The organism is Ligilactobacillus murinus, assembly GCF_003288115.1.
Taxonomy (GTDB): domain Bacteria; phylum Bacillota; class Bacilli; order Lactobacillales; family Lactobacillaceae; genus Ligilactobacillus; species Ligilactobacillus murinus.
This window is the reverse complement of sequence record NZ_CP023565.1, coordinates 379,174-394,015: the sequence shown is the minus strand read 5'-3', so window position 1 is coordinate 394,015 and position 14,842 is coordinate 379,174. Positions and strand designations below refer to the sequence as shown.

The following is a 14,842-nucleotide window of genomic DNA, read 5'->3' as shown; positions in this document are numbered from 1 at the left end:
ATTTTTTTATTGTCTATTTAGCTAATAGCTCTTTTAATTCAGCCAAACGTTCCTTAAAGATCCCAAAAGCTTTCTCTAAATATTGACTATCAGTCATATCGACACCAGCTTTTTTCATTACTTCCAATGGAGCCGCTGAACTACCTGCTTTTAAGTAGTTCAAATAAGCTTCAGTGTGCGCAGGCTCTTCATCTAAGACGCGCTCTGCTAAAGTAGAGGCCGCACCAAAACCAGTTGCATATTGATAGACATAGAAATTATAGTAGAAATGCGGGATCCGTGACCATTCATATGCGATCTCTGGGTCATTTTCAACTGCATCACCATAGTAGCGTTGATTTAATTTACTGTAAAAGTCTGACATCAGATCTGCTGTTAATGGCACTTGTGACGCATCTTGCTCATGGATCCAAGCTTCAAATTCAGCAAATTGTGTTTGCCGATAAACGGTTCCCTTAAAGCCATCTAAATAGTGATTCAATACGTAAGCCCGTACCTTAGGATCAGTCTGGGTCTCTAGCAAATACTGGGTCAACAAGTTTTCGTTTGTCGTTGATGCGATCTCAGCAACAAAGATCGAATAATCCCCATATTGATAAGGTTGATTAGTCCGTGTATAGTAGCTGTGCATCGTGTGTCCCATCTCATGGACTAATGTAAAGAGATTATCTAGCGTATCTTGCCAATTCAATAAAATATATGGTGCAGTATCATAGGCCCCACCCGAATAGGCCCCCGAACGCTTACCTGCATTAGCAACAACATCGATCCACCGTTCAGCAAAAGCCTTCTCTACATAGGTAGTATATTCTTCGCCTAAGACGCTCAAAGCCTCTAAGGTCATCTTTTTAGCCTGCTCATAAGTAAACGTCAATGTCGGTTCACCCGTCAAGGGAGTATACATATCATACATATGCAACTCATCGACCCTTAAGATATCCTTACGTAAAGCTACATAATCATGCAGTAGCTCCAAATTTTCATTGACTGTTTTAACTAAAGTATCATAAACAGCTACTGGAATATTATTTTGGGCTAATGAAGCTTCCTTGGCACTTTGATAATTACGTAATTTAGCTGAAAAATTATGCTTACGTACATGCGCAGACAGAGTAGCCGCAAACGTATGTCTGAACTGCTTATACACAGTGTATAACTGTTCGAATGCCTCACGTCTAACTGAGCGCTCGGTCGCTTCGAGCAATTTACCGTAGACTCCATTTGAAAGCTCGACTTTTGAACCCGATCCATCAGTTACTACGGGAAATTTTAGATCAGCATTGTTTAAAACTTCAAAAACATTAGCCGAAGCGCCTAAGATGTCGCTTGCACCTGCTAATAGCGCTTCTTCTTTTTCACTCAAGACATGGGCGCGAAGTCGAGTCCAATCATTGACTAATGTTTTATAGGCATTCAATCTAGACTCAGCTTGATAATAGCTTGCTAATTTTTCTGGTGCTAAAGCTAATAATTCAGGCTGAAACCAAGCTAATTTGGCTGAAACATCAGCCAATAACTTTTGGACCCGTGCCATTAAAGCTTGGTACTTAGCATTAGCAGTATCCTCATCATTTTTCATGCTTGCATAGACATAGACTACTTCAAGTTGACGATCCAACTTAAGCATTGCCATTAGAGCAACTAAAAAGGCTTGGGCCCCATTTTCTAATGTTCCTTTGTATTGTTCAAAATCTTCAGCTGCTTTAACAACTTGCCCAAATGCTTCTTCAAATTCTGCATCAGTCGCAAAGATCTTAGTCAGATCCCAAGTAAGCTCGAGTGGCACCTCTGATCTTTTTGGTAGACGTGTTACTTCACTCATCACAAAATCCCCCTTTAATTATAGGTAGTGCCTTAATTTTAGAAACTTTTTTTAAGAAAAGCAAGTCCTTTACAAAAATTATCAATGTCCTGCTCAACAAATGGCTTCAAATTAACAAAAACTAGCTCGTAAGACGGTATTTTAGGTCTTGGAAAATGAGCACAGTATATCTCTGTCCGCCACCATAAAGTTGCCGTCCGATATAATGGATAACCATAACTCAACGCCAAACAATCGGCTATCACCTCCGTCAGCTTTAGACGCTTTTGATATGTTAATTGTTGCAATTTACGCATGGCCCCAGTCGAATAATATATCTGTTTAGCCAAAGCCTGCTTTTGTCTGTTTCTTTCACTTGTCGATAAATGCTTTAATTGTATCTTTTGTGGGTCAGCAAAAAAAGCTTTTAATTTTTTGACATCATTTGTCCGCCAACATTGATATTTAAGTGGCAAAAAATCAGCTTTTTGGATCCCATAAATAACTTCAAAATACGCCTTGCTGGGATCGAGATAGATCAAATAAAAGCCACAATTTTTTGACCACCGCATAAATTGTGCGACTTGTTGTGGCAAACTGTGCTTAAGTCTATACTTATTCCCTAAGATCCATAATTCAGCCAGACCGGCATTTTGATAGCCACGTGAGCGTTTTTGCAATTTACGTAAACTAAGTGGTGCACATTGATATTCTAAAGCTAAAAGTTGGTGATCAGGTAACTGGATCAAAAGATCTGGACGTTGCTTTAGTCCAGATAGATAGGCTTCAAGTTTAACTTGCGCTCCAAACGCCCTAAAAAAAGTAGCTAATAGCTGTTTTCCACGTAAATGTTCACTGGTCTCACCTTCACTAAAAGCCCCACAAGCCTGCTTTAAATGCGCGAAATGTGCCATATAATAATGTCCTTGACGCAAAATGACAGGTTCATGGCAACTGGGACAGTAATATTTTTGCTCTTTTGTTGCTACTTGAGCTGTGATCATTTTTGAATCTTTCGTTAGCGCATATAACATTTAAAAGCCCCCTTTACTACTAAAATACGCAAAGACAACTAAATTTAATGCAAAAAAATAGAACAGGTAGCCTGTCCTATTTGATCAGTAATTATTTAAAATGATACCGCGCTAATTCAAGTGCCGCATGTTCCATCAAACACTTGCCACGTTCTTTAACGACAGCAGATTCAAACTGTTCTTTTTGACCATATTCATAAACTAAAGCCATCGCATCTTTGACATCAGCCACTTCCATCTGATCAGCAAAAAAGATCAATTCAAGATAGTATTTGCCATCTAAATGGTAGAGATTCGAAACTGTACTGTCATAATTAAAAGCCTTAGCTAATTGGATAAAATCTTCAAAGTCAGCAAAACTTACCACATAGCGATACTGTGCTTCTGGATCTTCTTTTAAGTAGCCTGATACTCCGTCACCGTCATTGGCTAAAGCAGGCTTTTGGCGTCTAATTTTTTCATTTTCACCGGTGATCTGTTTTCTGATATAGTCAGCTAGATCATTCCCGATCCCGGCATTAGCGATATTTAACGGCGAGGCGTTTGCATCACTTTCTTTTGAATCATCGCGTTCTAAATTCATCGAAGCTTCTGCTTTTTTAGGATCCACCTTGGTAATAAATAGCTCTAATCCATTTTGATTAGGGATCAGTTGGAAAGTTACCGCATCATTATCGCGAAATTCGTGGTCCTTATCGACCTCTTCTAAAATGCTAAAAAAGAAATTTTCGATCTCTTTTTGATTGCCAAGTAGATCAAGGACGGTGATACCACGATCAGTCAGATCTTCGGTTCCGAGCAATACCCTAATTGTATTCTCATTGACTTTTTCCATTTCCATCTGTGATCCTCCCTTTCCTACTTAAATGCTTGCAAAACACTTAATTTGCAACCTTTATCATACCAAAAATTATCAAAAAAGACCACCCAAAAAACTTGGAATGGTCTAATCTATAATGTATCTTATTACAAACTTTAGAAACCTGCAAGTTCACGGGCACGGCGCAATTCGAGCGCACGCACTTCCCGTGGTAGGAAACGACGAATCTCATCTTCATTATATCCTACTTGAAGTCGCTTTTCGTCCATAATAATTGGTCGTCTTAACAGGCCGGGATGTTTTTGGACTAGATCAAGTAATTCTTGCAATGGCATTTCCTCGATGTTGATATCAAGTTCTTGATATGCCTTCGAACGTTTGGAGATGATCTCCTCTGTTCCATCTTCAGTCATTTTCAAGATCTGCTTGATCTCATCAATACTCAATGGTTCCGAAAAAATATTTCTCTCACTATAAGAAATGTTGTGATTTTTAAGCCATGCACGCGCCTTACGGCAAGATGTGCAACTTGGTGATGTGTATAAGGTAACCATATAAATCGCCCCTTCTTAATAAAACCTGGTGCAACCATACAATATATATCCTCACCCATCATTATACACCTATTTTAAAAAATTGATACCTTTTTTATAAAAAATGATCACTAGAATTTCTTCAAATTTCTAGAATCATTCTAAACACAAAGGACTCACCTTGATGCTCAAAGAAAACGTATTCACAAACTCTAAAGTTAATTTTATAATAAGATATAATCCAAAAACTATTCTTAATTAACTAAATAATTATCTAACAACTTTAACATTACCAAAGAACTCAAACTTTTACATATGCGCTCTATAATAAACTATATAACTAGATAGTATTTTTTAGATTTAAATATATAAATCTATCAACGCTCTAATTTATCCCAAATAACGACTTTCCCAGCTGCCAAAGATCTTTGAACATCAATGATCCGTTGGTTAGAACTCCCTCTAAATTGCAAAGTTAAGTCCTTTAGCTCTTCTTGAAAACGGCCGTCAACTAAAATATCGATCTTAGACAATAACTCCAATTTATCTTTTGAGTCAAGCAATAACTCCTCAAAAGTATAACCACTCCACGACCAAATATCTTTAGATGTACCGTACTCTTTTCTTATCCGCTCAACTAAGGGCAAACATACCTGGGTATTTAAAAAAGGTTCGCCTCCTAGTAACGTTAAGCCTTGGACATAGTCATGAGAAAGATCGCTAATGATCTGGTCTTCTAATTCTTTAGTATAATCAAAGCCATAATTAAAATTTTGAGCTACCTTGTTATAACATCCTGGACAAGCAAATTTACACCCACTAACATATAAACTGCACCTGACACCTTCACCATCAACAAAATTAAATGGTTTATAATCAGCGATTTTTTGTTTACTCAACTCACTAGCTAACCACTCTTTTGGCTTAGGGTCTTTCGGGCGCCGTACTTTATTGGTGGCGCGCGATCTGTGTTTTGATTTTGGAGATACAGTTTCAGTTGCTACAAAAGCTGTATCTCCCTCGACTGTAATACGGATCAGTCCGTTATTTTCCATCTACTATCATCCCCGGAGCAATATTTTTAGCACGAGCAGCTATCTCCTCATGGCGTCCATGTACCATCGGTCGTTGCAATGGATTTCCTAAATAACCACAAGTTCGCTTGACACAATCACAGCTCTTAGGGTCATGATTACCACAATCAGGACATTCAAAGCCACGAGCAGTAGCTTTGAATTCCCCCTCAAAACCGCACTTATAACAATGATCGATCGGCGTATTAGTCCCTAGATAACCGATCTTATCATACGCAAAATCCCAAACCGCTTCTAAGGCTTTTGGATTTTGGCGTAAATTAGGATATTCACAATAATGGATAAAACCACCGGCAGCATACTTGGGATAATCCATTTCAAATTCGAGTTTTTCAAATGGTGTCGGATGCTTTCTGACATCATAATGAAAACTATTGGTGTAATATTCCTTATCAGTGATATCTTTGACATTGCCAAATAATTCTGTATCTAACCGACAAAAGCGATCAGTCAATGATTCACTTGGCGTCGAATATACACTGAAATGATAACCACTTTCTTTTGACCAACGTTTGCAAGCTTCAGATAAACGTTTGACGATCTCAAGTGTAAAATCATGCGCCTTTTTATCATGCTCCCAATTTGGTCCATAAAAAGCCGTTCCGACTTCATAAAGTCCGATATATCCGATCGAAACTGTCGCTCTTTCATTCTTGAACAAACGACTAACATCTTCACCTGGACGTAAGCGTTGACCAAAAGCACCATATTGATAAAGGATCGGTGCATTTTCTGGAAGGGCATCTAAAACACGTGCGACTTTGAAATCAAGCGCTGTTTTGCACAATCTCACTTTATCATTAAATATCTGCCAAAAAAGCTCTTTGTCGCCTTTAGCTTCTAAAGCGATCCGAGGTAAATTGAGCGTCACGACCCCAAGATTCATTCTACCAGAATTGATCTCTTTACCCTGGTCATCTTTCCAGCCCTGTAAAAATGACCGACATCCCATCGGAGCTTTAAAACTTCCAGTCAATTCCTTGATCTTGTCATACATCAAAACGTCAGGGTACATTCGTTTAGTAGCACACTCAACAGCTAACTGTTTGATATCATAATTAGGATCACCTGGTTTTAGATTTAGATTTTTTTTGAGCGTAAAGACCAATTTAGGGAAGATCGCGGTGCGCTTTTCTTTTCCTAGCCCGCCGATCCTGATCTTTAAGATCGATCTTTGGATCTCACGTGCGATCCATGATGTCCCTAAACCAAACCCTAACGTAGTAAAAGGTGTTTGCCCTTGTGAAGAAAACAGTGTGTTGATCTCATATTCAAGTGCTTGCATCGCATCATAAATATCTTTTTTGGTCCGTTTCTTAGCAAATTCAGCCTGTTTATCAGTATCTGTGATATACTCCTTTGCTTCAGCCAAATGTTTATCATAATTTTTTAACGCAAACGGTTCTAAAACTTCATCGATCCGATCAGCTGAGCAACCGCCATACTGGCTCGAAGCTACATTAGCGATGATCTGTGACATTTGTGCCGTAGCGGTTTGGATCGAATGAGGACTTTCTACCTCAGCATTTCCGATCTTAAACCCATTCGTCAACATTTCTTTAAAATCGATCAAACAGCAATTTGTCATCGGACTCCAAGGAGTATAGTCCAGATCATGATAATGGATATCTCCTCTTAAATGTGCCTTGGCAACATGCTTTGGCATCATCTTTAAGCCTAAAGTCTTCCCTACTGTTCCCGCAGTAAGATCACGTTGCGTATTAAAAACATTACTGTCCTTATTAGCATTTTCATGAACTAAACTTGGATCTTTTGACTGTAATCTTCCTAAACGAAGTGTTGGGTCAGTCTGTTTTTGCCATTCGATCTCCTCTTCTTTATGAGCTGTGATATAAGCGGCAGCTGCTTTTTCATAGCCCAGCTCGCTCAATGTTTCACACAATTTCGTATAGATCTCAGCACTAGTAACTGTTTGTCTATTATCAAATTTAGCAAGCAAGGCAAACATGATCGCATCACTTTTTGTAGCTAGATCTAACTTAGCCAAAAGATCTTCTAATTTATAAAGTGCAAGCGGCACTTCATATCCATCTGTTTTGATGACCACCTTGGGTAATGCATATTTTGTCTGTTCTTTAAATTCCATCATCGTCATCAGGTCCCTTCTATATCAGTTAAAAGCAAAGAACCACGACATTTAACTATCATGGTCCCTTGGCAACGCACTAACTGATAAAATCAGCTATCTTCAAAATCATTGTAATTTCCCTTTGGTACTTTATATGATATAACCATCCACAACAAAACACAATATATTGTATTTGGTTTCACAAAAGGCACACTATATATTGAAAACAACATAAAACCTTTTGAGCGCGTTCTTATCCTATTCATGTATTGCCTAGTAGTTGTGAAACTTTTTTTGAGAGAGTCAGCTAGAAAGTATTATACTTAAAGAGTAGAAAATTTTAGAAAGTAGGGACTTTTATATGCAAGAAGAATTTCTAGACCAGATCAAAACACAGCTTAAAACCGGAATGACCGAATTTTTAGCTCAAACTGATCTTAAAGAGCACGACCTTTTCGTTTTAGGTTGCAGTACCAGTGAGATCCAAGGGAAAACTATCGGAAAATATTCAAACTTGGATATCGGAAGAACGATCGTCCAAACTTTAACTGAGATCTTACCACAAGGAGTAGATCTAGCAGTCCAAGGTTGTGAGCACTTAAATCGGGCTTTAGCAATGGAGCGACAAGTAGCTCTCGACCATGGTCTAGAGATCGTCTCTGTTTGTCCAAGTCTTCATGCTGGTGGAGCAGCTCAAGTGGCTGCTTTTGAGACCTTCTCTGATCCTGTTGAAGTCGAGCATGTAACTGCTAAAGCTGGGATCGACATCGGCGATACTGCGATCGGAATGCACATCAAATTTGTCCAGATCCCCGTAAGAACTTCGATCAAAGAGATCGGTGCAGCTCATGTGACTTATCTAAGTTCTCGTCCAAAGCTTATCGGTGGAGAACGTGCTGTTTATAAATTCGAAAATTTAAATCAACAGCTCGATCCTTTAGATTCACTTGCTTGATCAAATAGTTCGATTTCAAACAAGATACTACTATTTTTGTGATATCTTGTTCGAATTTAGAACACTAAAAAAGTATCAGCATCCTGTAATAAGGATACTGATACTTTTTAACTATAATTTTTTAATGTTCGTCTGATTTCGCGCTCTTGATCACGACGTTTGATCGTTTCACGTTTATCGTAATTATGTTTTCCTTGTGCGACTCCGAGTAAAACCTTAGCAAAACCATTTTTTAAGTAAACCTTCAAAGGTACAAGCGTGATCCCTTTACCACTTGTATCATCTGCTAATTTAGTGATCTGTTTTCGATGTAAAAGCAGTTTACGATTACGCAACGGATCATGATTGAATCTATTTCCTTGGGTATATTCCGAAATATGGACATTCATCAACCAAGCTTCACCATTTTTGATCTGAGCAAAACCATCCTTTAAATTGAGGCGTCCTGCTCGCACCGATTTGATCTCAGTTCCTGTCAAAGCGATCCCTGCTTCGATCGTATCTAAGATATAGTAATCATGGCTTGCTTTACGATTTTGCGCTAAGGGACGTTCATGTTGCGCTTTTTTTACCATTTATCTCATTCCTTTTTTGACGTTACTTCTTTTGTTCACGCCGTTTTTTATAAAATGGTTTACGTCCTCCACCATTTCGGTCACCCAAACGAGGTTTATCACGTTTATAGTCACGACGGTTATTGTTATTTTGTCGTTTGAAGGGACGCTTACCACGTTTATCACCATTTTTACGATCAAATTTCTTTCTTGGTGGCATTTCAGGTAATTCAACACCTTCTAGTAGATCAGTTTTTGGTGCCTCACCTAAACTCAAAAGTTTAAAATCGATCTCTTTTTGTTCGGCATTGACATTGACTAACTTCACGCGGATCGGTTGTCCAATACGATAAGTCTGCTTTGTCTTGCGCCCGACTAAAGCCATTTGCTTTTCAACAAAAACATAGTAATCATCGTTGATCTCACTGATGTGGATCAAGCCTTCGACCGTATTTGGTAGTTCAACGAACATCCCAAATTTAGTCACTGAGCTTACAACTGCATCAAATTCTTCACCGACATGATCAGCCATATATTCAGCTTTTTTCATTGCATCAGTATCACGCTCAGCATCGATCGCTCGCCGTTCAGCTTGTGAACTGTGTTGGCTAACTTCTGGTAATTCTGCTTGGAATTTAGCTTGACTAGCTTCACCAAGCCCATTTTCAGCGTAATAATGGATCATTCGATGAGCCATTAAGTCAGGGTAACGTCTGATCGGAGAAGTAAAATGAGTATAATCTTTAGCAGCTAAACCAAAATGTCCCAAAGGTTCTGGTGAATATTTGGCTTGTTGCATCGAACGGAGCAACATCACTGAAACCATAGGTTCTTCAGGTTTACCAGCAACTTTTTTTAAGATCTTTTGTAACATTTTAGGTTTGATGTCGGTCACTTTCCCAGTTACTTCGACACCTAAACCAGATAACATCTCAAAAAATGACTTGATCTTTTCTTCTTTTGGTGTTTCATGGATCCGATAAATAAACGGAACATGTAAATTCTTATAGTGTGCTGCCACTGTTTCATTTGCCGCTAACATAAATGATTCGACCATACGCTCACTTGTACCACGTTCACGTAATTGAATGTCGATCGCATGCCCTTTTTCATCTACAATGATCTTAGCTTCGGTATCTTCAAATTCGATCGCACCACGACGCTTGCGCATTTTTAAAAGGATCTTGTGTAGTTCTGCCATTTCTTCAAACATCGGCACTAGGTCATGATACCGTTCTTTTTCTTTTTGATCATCTGATTCCAAGATCTTATTGATCGCTTTATAAGTCATCCGTTCCGTCGTTTTGATCACACTTGGAAAGATCTCGTGTGAAACTACTTCACCTTGCGGATCGATCTGCATCTCACAAGTCAAAGCTAATCGTTCAACTTGGGGATTCAATGAACAGATCCCATTAGATAATTTAGCTGGGATCATTGGGATCACACGATCCGTCAAATAGACTGATGTCCCACGCTCAAAAGCTTCTCGGTCTAATGGGGTATTAGGCGTCACATAATGAGATACATCAGCAATATGGACTCCTAAATGGTAGTTGCCGTTGGCTAATTTTCGGACACTAACAGCATCATCTAGGTCTTTTGATTCGATACTATCGATCGTTACCATTGGTTCACTTGTTAGATCACGACGTCCGATCTTTTGTTCTGGAGTCACATGATCAGGGATCTTAGCCACTTGTTGCATCACATCTTCTGGAAATTGGTGTGGAATATCATGTTGATATACGATCTGTAAGATATCGATCCCTGGATCATTGACATTTCCGATCACTTTAGTTGCGATCCCCTTAATGATCCCTGGAAGTTCAGGACTTGGATAAGTCGTAATATCAGCTAATACGATCTCACCAGCAACTGGATGTAGACCAGTATCTTCAACTAAAAAACGATAATTTGAAAGTTTCTTATCACGTAGATGAACGCTCCCAATGATCCCATTAGGTAGATTTTCACCTTCCAAAGGTTTAAATTCACCCACGACTTGTGTCAAATTCCGTTGAATGATCTTAGTGATCTTTCCTTCAGGTCTTTTACCGATCGTTGGATCACCTGCTGCGATCATTTCAACTTCGACCTCATCACCATTTAATGCTGAAAGAGTCTGTGTTGGATTGATAAAATAGTCTGGTTCTTCAGGATCGACCGTCACAAAACCAAAACCTCGGTCATTTGCATGAAAGATCCCCGGAAATTTAGGGGCGCTTTCATGCCGAACAAGACTAAAATTGCCTTCATCATCCAAAGTAATGACTTTATCATGTTCAAGTTGAGCTACAGCTTGAACGACAAAATTAAATTGCCCAGCCTTATTCATTTTTAACTTGTCGGCTAGCTCTTGAACAGTAAATTTCTCTTCAGGTTCTGCTTCAAAGTAACCTATTAATGCTTCTTTTATCTTTTCTTTTTCCATTTAAATCCTCATCATTTCGAAATACTTGATCTTCACTGTTATTGCTTTACTCTAAAAAAGCCCCCTGTGATCATTATGCAGGAGGCTTTAAATATAAAGCTAGTGTGCCGAGATGTATACTAAAGCTAAAGATAACGCAAAGAACACGACCCCTAAAAAGGCAGTGACCTTTTGCATAAACGCTTCAAATCCACGTGGCTTTTGCTTACTAAATAATTCGGTAGCTCCTCCAGATAAAGCTGAAGATGCATTATCGGTCTTAGCTGGTTGCATTAAAACAGCAATAATGATCAACACTGACACGATCAATAAAAGTGTTAAAAGTATATTGTACAATCCAAATTTACCTCCTTACCCGCTATGGTAAACTATATCTATTATAATTTAGCATACTTACTAAAATTTTTCCAGTGACAATTATCCTTAATCCGGTGGTAGCTTGGACAATTTATTCAAATTTAATTGAACTGAGCGCCGATCTTTAGGTGTGGTCAAAAGAACCAAAGTGTCGCCTGCTTTAAGCACTGTTTCACCATGTGGTAAGATCTCTTTTTCCCCTCTTCTGATCACTAATAGCAGACATTCTTTAGGCCATTTGATATCTTTTATCATTCTATCCTGTAAATTGGATCCTACAAAGATCGGAAATTCGAATTGTTCATGTTGTTCAGTCGATAAGAGCGAAACTTTAGCGGTATGTGCGGCCAGATTGTCCAGCATTGCTTCATAAATAGGCCGTCCATGTAAAATATCACATACGGCATAAGCACTTAAAGTAACCAATGCTAACGGCATAAGATGTTCGAGCGATCCGACCATCTCGGTGACCAATAAGATCGCAGTAAAAGGTGCCTTACTTATTCCTGCAAAATACCCTGCCATCGCATAAACGATACAATTAGTCAAAAGTGCTGGAGTCAACAAACCGATATCAGCTAAAATTTTCCAATAGATCGCTCCCAAAAGTGCACCTAATGTCAAGATCGGTAAAAATATCCCACCGGGTAAACTCGAACCATAGGAAAGCGTAGAAAAAACTAATCGTAGTACAAATAATCCTAATAATCCCAGTAAAGATAAATGTAACACTGGTAGACTCGTGATCAATTTATTGCCCCCACCTAAAACTTTAGGCCAAAACATTCCGATAAATACGACTATACTTAGGGGGATCAGACTATAAAAGCGTGGTGTTAAACACTTTATTTTTTGATATAAATAGCTACTATTTAGTGTCAAAAATTCGTACAGCAGACCTAAAAGGCCTAAGATGACCCCTAAAATAACCAATAAGCCATAACTTTTTGGAGGAAAACTCTGATCATGTGGTAGATATAAGACCGGTCGTGATCCAAAAAAACTCAACGAAACAAAATTAGCCGTAACCGCAGCTGCTAAGGAAGTCGTCCACACAAAAGGTGAAAAATTATGATAGATCTCCTCAACTACAAACAATGAAGCTGCGATCGGAGCATTAAATGCGGCTGCTAAACCTGCCGCTGCTCCACCAGCTAATAAACAACGTTCTTTTGTCTTAGGCAAGTGTAGGCCTTTAGCAACTCCTTGCCCTACCATTGCTCCTAATTGGATCGAAGGGCCTTCACGTCCTAAAAACAAACCTGAACCGATCGCCAAGACCCCACCGATCCATTTTCGCCATAGAACTGACCACCATTTCACTTCTAGTAGACCAGCTAACTGACCTTCAACTTGTGGGATCCCAGAACCACTGATATTAGGCTCTTTAGCCAAAAAATGTGCATTTACCAATAAGACCAACATTAAATATCCGATCACAAGTGGCCAAAGTAGCGGTGTTTCTAGTAGTTTTGGATAAAGTGTCTGCATCACTGTAAGTAACTTTTCGATCACCAAGCGAAAGAAACTGACAACAAAACCAGCGACTACCCCGACAAAGGCACCATGCATGATAAAACGAAAACGAATATAATTTAAATTTTTAAATCTAAATTCCTGAATTTTTTTCATTTTTTCTATTATTGTCTTAGCGACAATACCCCTTATAAAAATTATGTAAAAACAAAAAGAGACCTATAACAGGTCTCTTTTTGTAGTAGCTATACTACTAGATTGTTAAGTCAATCAACTAATTACTTTTCTTCGATTGCTTGACGTGCTTGTTCACTCAAGTTGTAGAAAGAATTGATACCCTTGTATTGAGCAACACCACTTGTCAATTGATCTTCGATACGCATTAATTGGTTGTACTTAGCGATACGGTCTGTACGGCTCATTGAACCTGTCTTGATTTGGCCAGCGTTTGTAGCAACGACTAAGTCAGCGATTGTTGTATCTTCTGTTTCACCAGAACGGTGGGAAACGATAGCTGTGTAACCAGCTTCCTTAGCCATTTCAATAGCTTCGAAAGTTTCTGTCAAAGTACCGATTTGGTTAACTTTGATCAAGATGGAGTTTGCACAACCCATACGGATACCCTTAGCTAAGTATTGTGTATTTGTAACGAAGAAGTCGTCACCAACCAATTGAACCTTCTTGCCAAGTTCAGCTGTGATTTCTTTCCAGTCATCCCAGTTGTTTTCATCGATAGGATCTTCGATCGAGATGATTGGGTATTTAGCAACTAAACCTTCAAGATATTTGATGAATTCAGCTGTTGTGAATTCTTCACCTGTTGACCAGCGAAGTTTGTACTTGCCAGTTTCACCATCCCAAAGTTCAGAAGAAGCAACGTCGATAGCGATAGAGATATCTTTACCTGGCTTGTAACCAGCTGCTTCGATAGCTTTGATCAAGTATTGTAATGGTTCTTCGTTGTTTGCGAAGTCAGGTGCAAAACCACCTTCATCACCAACAGAAGTTACTTTGCCATCAGCTGCAAGAAGTTTTTGCAAGTTGTGGAATGTTTCAGAACCCATACGAACAGCTTCCTTGATAGAAGAAGCACCAACAGGCATGATCATGAATTCTTGGAAGTCAACCTTGTTATCTGAGTGTGCCCCACCGTTGATAACGTTCATCATTGGTGTTGGCAATACGTGTGCATTTGTACCACCCATGTAGTTGTACAATGGCACTTGTAATTCATCAGCAGCTGCACGAGCAACAGCGATGGAAACAGCCAAGATAGCGTTAGCACCAAGTTTACCTTTGTTTGGTGTACCATCCAAAGCGATCATAGCTTTGTCAATAGCGATTTGGTCTGTTACTTCGTAGCCAACGATTTCTTTTGCGATAATGTCATTTACATTAGCAACAGCTTTTGTAACACCTTTGCCCATGTAACGTGACTTGTCGCCGTCACGCAATTCAACAGCTTCGTGTTCACCTGTAGAAGCACCGGAAGGCACGATACCGCGACCAAAACCGCCATCTTCTGTGTAAACTTCAGCTTCAACTGTTGGGTTGCCGCGTGAGTCTAAGACTTCGCGAGCATAAATTTCTGTAATTGCAGACATAAAATATTACTCTCCTTTTAGTTTGATTGACTTTGAGAAATATTGTCCTCATCAATTATTTTAATGGTTTTGGCCTAAACTTTCAATCCAT

General features: G+C 39.0%; 12 protein-coding genes. 1 reads left to right on the top strand and 11 read right to left on the bottom strand.

Annotated elements, in window-relative coordinates:
• Positions 1–13: 13 nt before the first annotated feature.
• From pepF to nrdD, 6 genes are all read right to left on the bottom strand, one after another.
• Positions 14–1,822, bottom strand: coding sequence for an oligoendopeptidase F (pepF, locus tag CPS94_RS01975; protein WP_112195451.1), 1,809 nt, complete (start codon positions 1,820–1,822; stop codon positions 14–16).
• A 38-nt stretch (positions 1,823–1,860) separates the two neighbouring features.
• Positions 1,861–2,835 carry a competence protein CoiA gene (locus CPS94_RS01970; protein ID WP_112195453.1) on the bottom strand — a complete coding sequence of 325 codons (975 nt, stop codon included), beginning with the start codon at positions 2,833–2,835 and terminating at the stop codon, positions 1,861–1,863.
• A gap of 91 nt (positions 2,836–2,926) precedes the next feature.
• Positions 2,927–3,676: an adaptor protein MecA gene (locus CPS94_RS01965; protein ID WP_004048228.1), complete on the bottom strand. Its 750-nt coding sequence runs from the start codon at positions 3,674–3,676 to the stop codon at positions 2,927–2,929.
• Between the two features lie 134 nt (positions 3,677–3,810).
• Positions 3,811–4,209, bottom strand: coding sequence for a transcriptional regulator SpxA (spxA, locus tag CPS94_RS01960; protein ID WP_004048229.1), 399 nt, complete (start codon positions 4,207–4,209; stop codon positions 3,811–3,813).
• Between the two features lie 356 nt (positions 4,210–4,565).
• Positions 4,566–5,243: an anaerobic ribonucleoside-triphosphate reductase activating protein gene (gene nrdG / locus CPS94_RS01955; protein ID WP_112195455.1), complete on the bottom strand. Its 678-nt coding sequence runs from the start codon at positions 5,241–5,243 to the stop codon at positions 4,566–4,568.
• Positions 5,233–7,398 (bottom strand): anaerobic ribonucleoside-triphosphate reductase, encoded by a 2,166-nt coding sequence (gene nrdD / locus CPS94_RS01950; protein ID WP_112195457.1) that lies wholly within the window; start codon positions 7,396–7,398, stop codon positions 5,233–5,235. Before nrdD ends, nrdG begins: the two co-directional genes overlap by 11 nt.
• A 334-nt stretch (positions 7,399–7,732) precedes the next feature.
• Between nrdD and CPS94_RS01945 the strand changes: the two genes are divergently transcribed.
• Positions 7,733–8,326, top strand: a complete 594-nt coding sequence (locus CPS94_RS01945) for a TIGR01440 family protein (RefSeq protein ID WP_112195459.1) — start codon at positions 7,733–7,735, stop codon at positions 8,324–8,326.
• Between the two features lie 107 nt (positions 8,327–8,433).
• On the opposite strand, the gene smpB is transcribed toward CPS94_RS01945, so the two are convergent.
• The 5 genes from smpB to eno form a co-directional block, all read right to left on the bottom strand.
• The gene (gene smpB, locus CPS94_RS01940) at positions 8,434–8,901 is read right to left on the bottom strand and encodes an SsrA-binding protein SmpB (RefSeq protein WP_004048245.1); all 468 of its coding nucleotides are present in this window, start codon (positions 8,899–8,901) and stop codon (positions 8,434–8,436) included.
• A 22-nt stretch (positions 8,902–8,923) separates the two neighbouring features.
• Positions 8,924–11,314 carry a ribonuclease R gene (gene rnr, locus CPS94_RS01935; RefSeq protein WP_112195461.1) on the bottom strand — a complete coding sequence of 797 codons (2,391 nt, stop codon included), beginning with the start codon at positions 11,312–11,314 and terminating at the stop codon, positions 8,924–8,926.
• A gap of 99 nt (positions 11,315–11,413) precedes the next feature.
• Positions 11,414–11,650, bottom strand: a complete 237-nt coding sequence (secG, locus tag CPS94_RS01930) for a preprotein translocase subunit SecG (RefSeq protein ID WP_004048247.1) — start codon at positions 11,648–11,650, stop codon at positions 11,414–11,416.
• A gap of 87 nt (positions 11,651–11,737) precedes the next feature.
• Positions 11,738–13,303, bottom strand: coding sequence for a ClC family H(+)/Cl(-) exchange transporter (locus CPS94_RS01925; protein WP_112195463.1), 1,566 nt, complete (start codon positions 13,301–13,303; stop codon positions 11,738–11,740).
• 122 nt (positions 13,304–13,425) lie between these two features.
• Positions 13,426–14,751, bottom strand: a complete 1,326-nt coding sequence (gene eno / locus CPS94_RS01920; protein WP_004048249.1) for a phosphopyruvate hydratase — start codon at positions 14,749–14,751, stop codon at positions 13,426–13,428.
• Positions 14,752–14,842 lie beyond the last annotated feature (91 nt).

Excerpts from the sequence above, each read along its gene's own strand:
- CPS94_RS01945 (WP_112195459.1), top strand. The coding sequence starts at position 7,733 with ATGCAAGAAGAATTTCTAGACCAGATCAAAACACAGCTTAAAACCGGA.
- CPS94_RS01970 (WP_112195453.1), bottom strand. The coding sequence starts at position 2,835 with ATGTTATATGCGCTAACGAAAGATTCAAAAATGATCACAGCTCAAGTA.
- smpB (WP_004048245.1), bottom strand. The coding sequence starts at position 8,901 with ATGGTAAAAAAAGCGCAACATGAACGTCCCTTAGCGCAAAATCGTAAA.
- CPS94_RS01925 (WP_112195463.1), bottom strand. The coding sequence starts at position 13,303 with ATGAAAAAAATTCAGGAATTTAGATTTAAAAATTTAAATTATATTCGT.
- nrdG (WP_112195455.1), bottom strand. The coding sequence starts at position 5,243 with ATGGAAAATAACGGACTGATCCGTATTACAGTCGAGGGAGATACAGCT.
- spxA (WP_004048229.1), bottom strand. The coding sequence starts at position 4,209 with ATGGTTACCTTATACACATCACCAAGTTGCACATCTTGCCGTAAGGCG.
- pepF (WP_112195451.1), bottom strand. The coding sequence starts at position 1,822 with ATGAGTGAAGTAACACGTCTACCAAAAAGATCAGAGGTGCCACTCGAG.
- nrdD (WP_112195457.1), bottom strand. The coding sequence starts at position 7,398 with ATGACGATGATGGAATTTAAAGAACAGACAAAATATGCATTACCCAAG.
- eno (WP_004048249.1), bottom strand. The coding sequence starts at position 14,751 with ATGTCTGCAATTACAGAAATTTATGCTCGCGAAGTCTTAGACTCACGC.
- rnr (WP_112195461.1), bottom strand. The coding sequence starts at position 11,314 with ATGGAAAAAGAAAAGATAAAAGAAGCATTAATAGGTTACTTTGAAGCA.
- CPS94_RS01965 (WP_004048228.1), bottom strand. The coding sequence starts at position 3,676 with ATGGAAATGGAAAAAGTCAATGAGAATACAATTAGGGTATTGCTCGGA.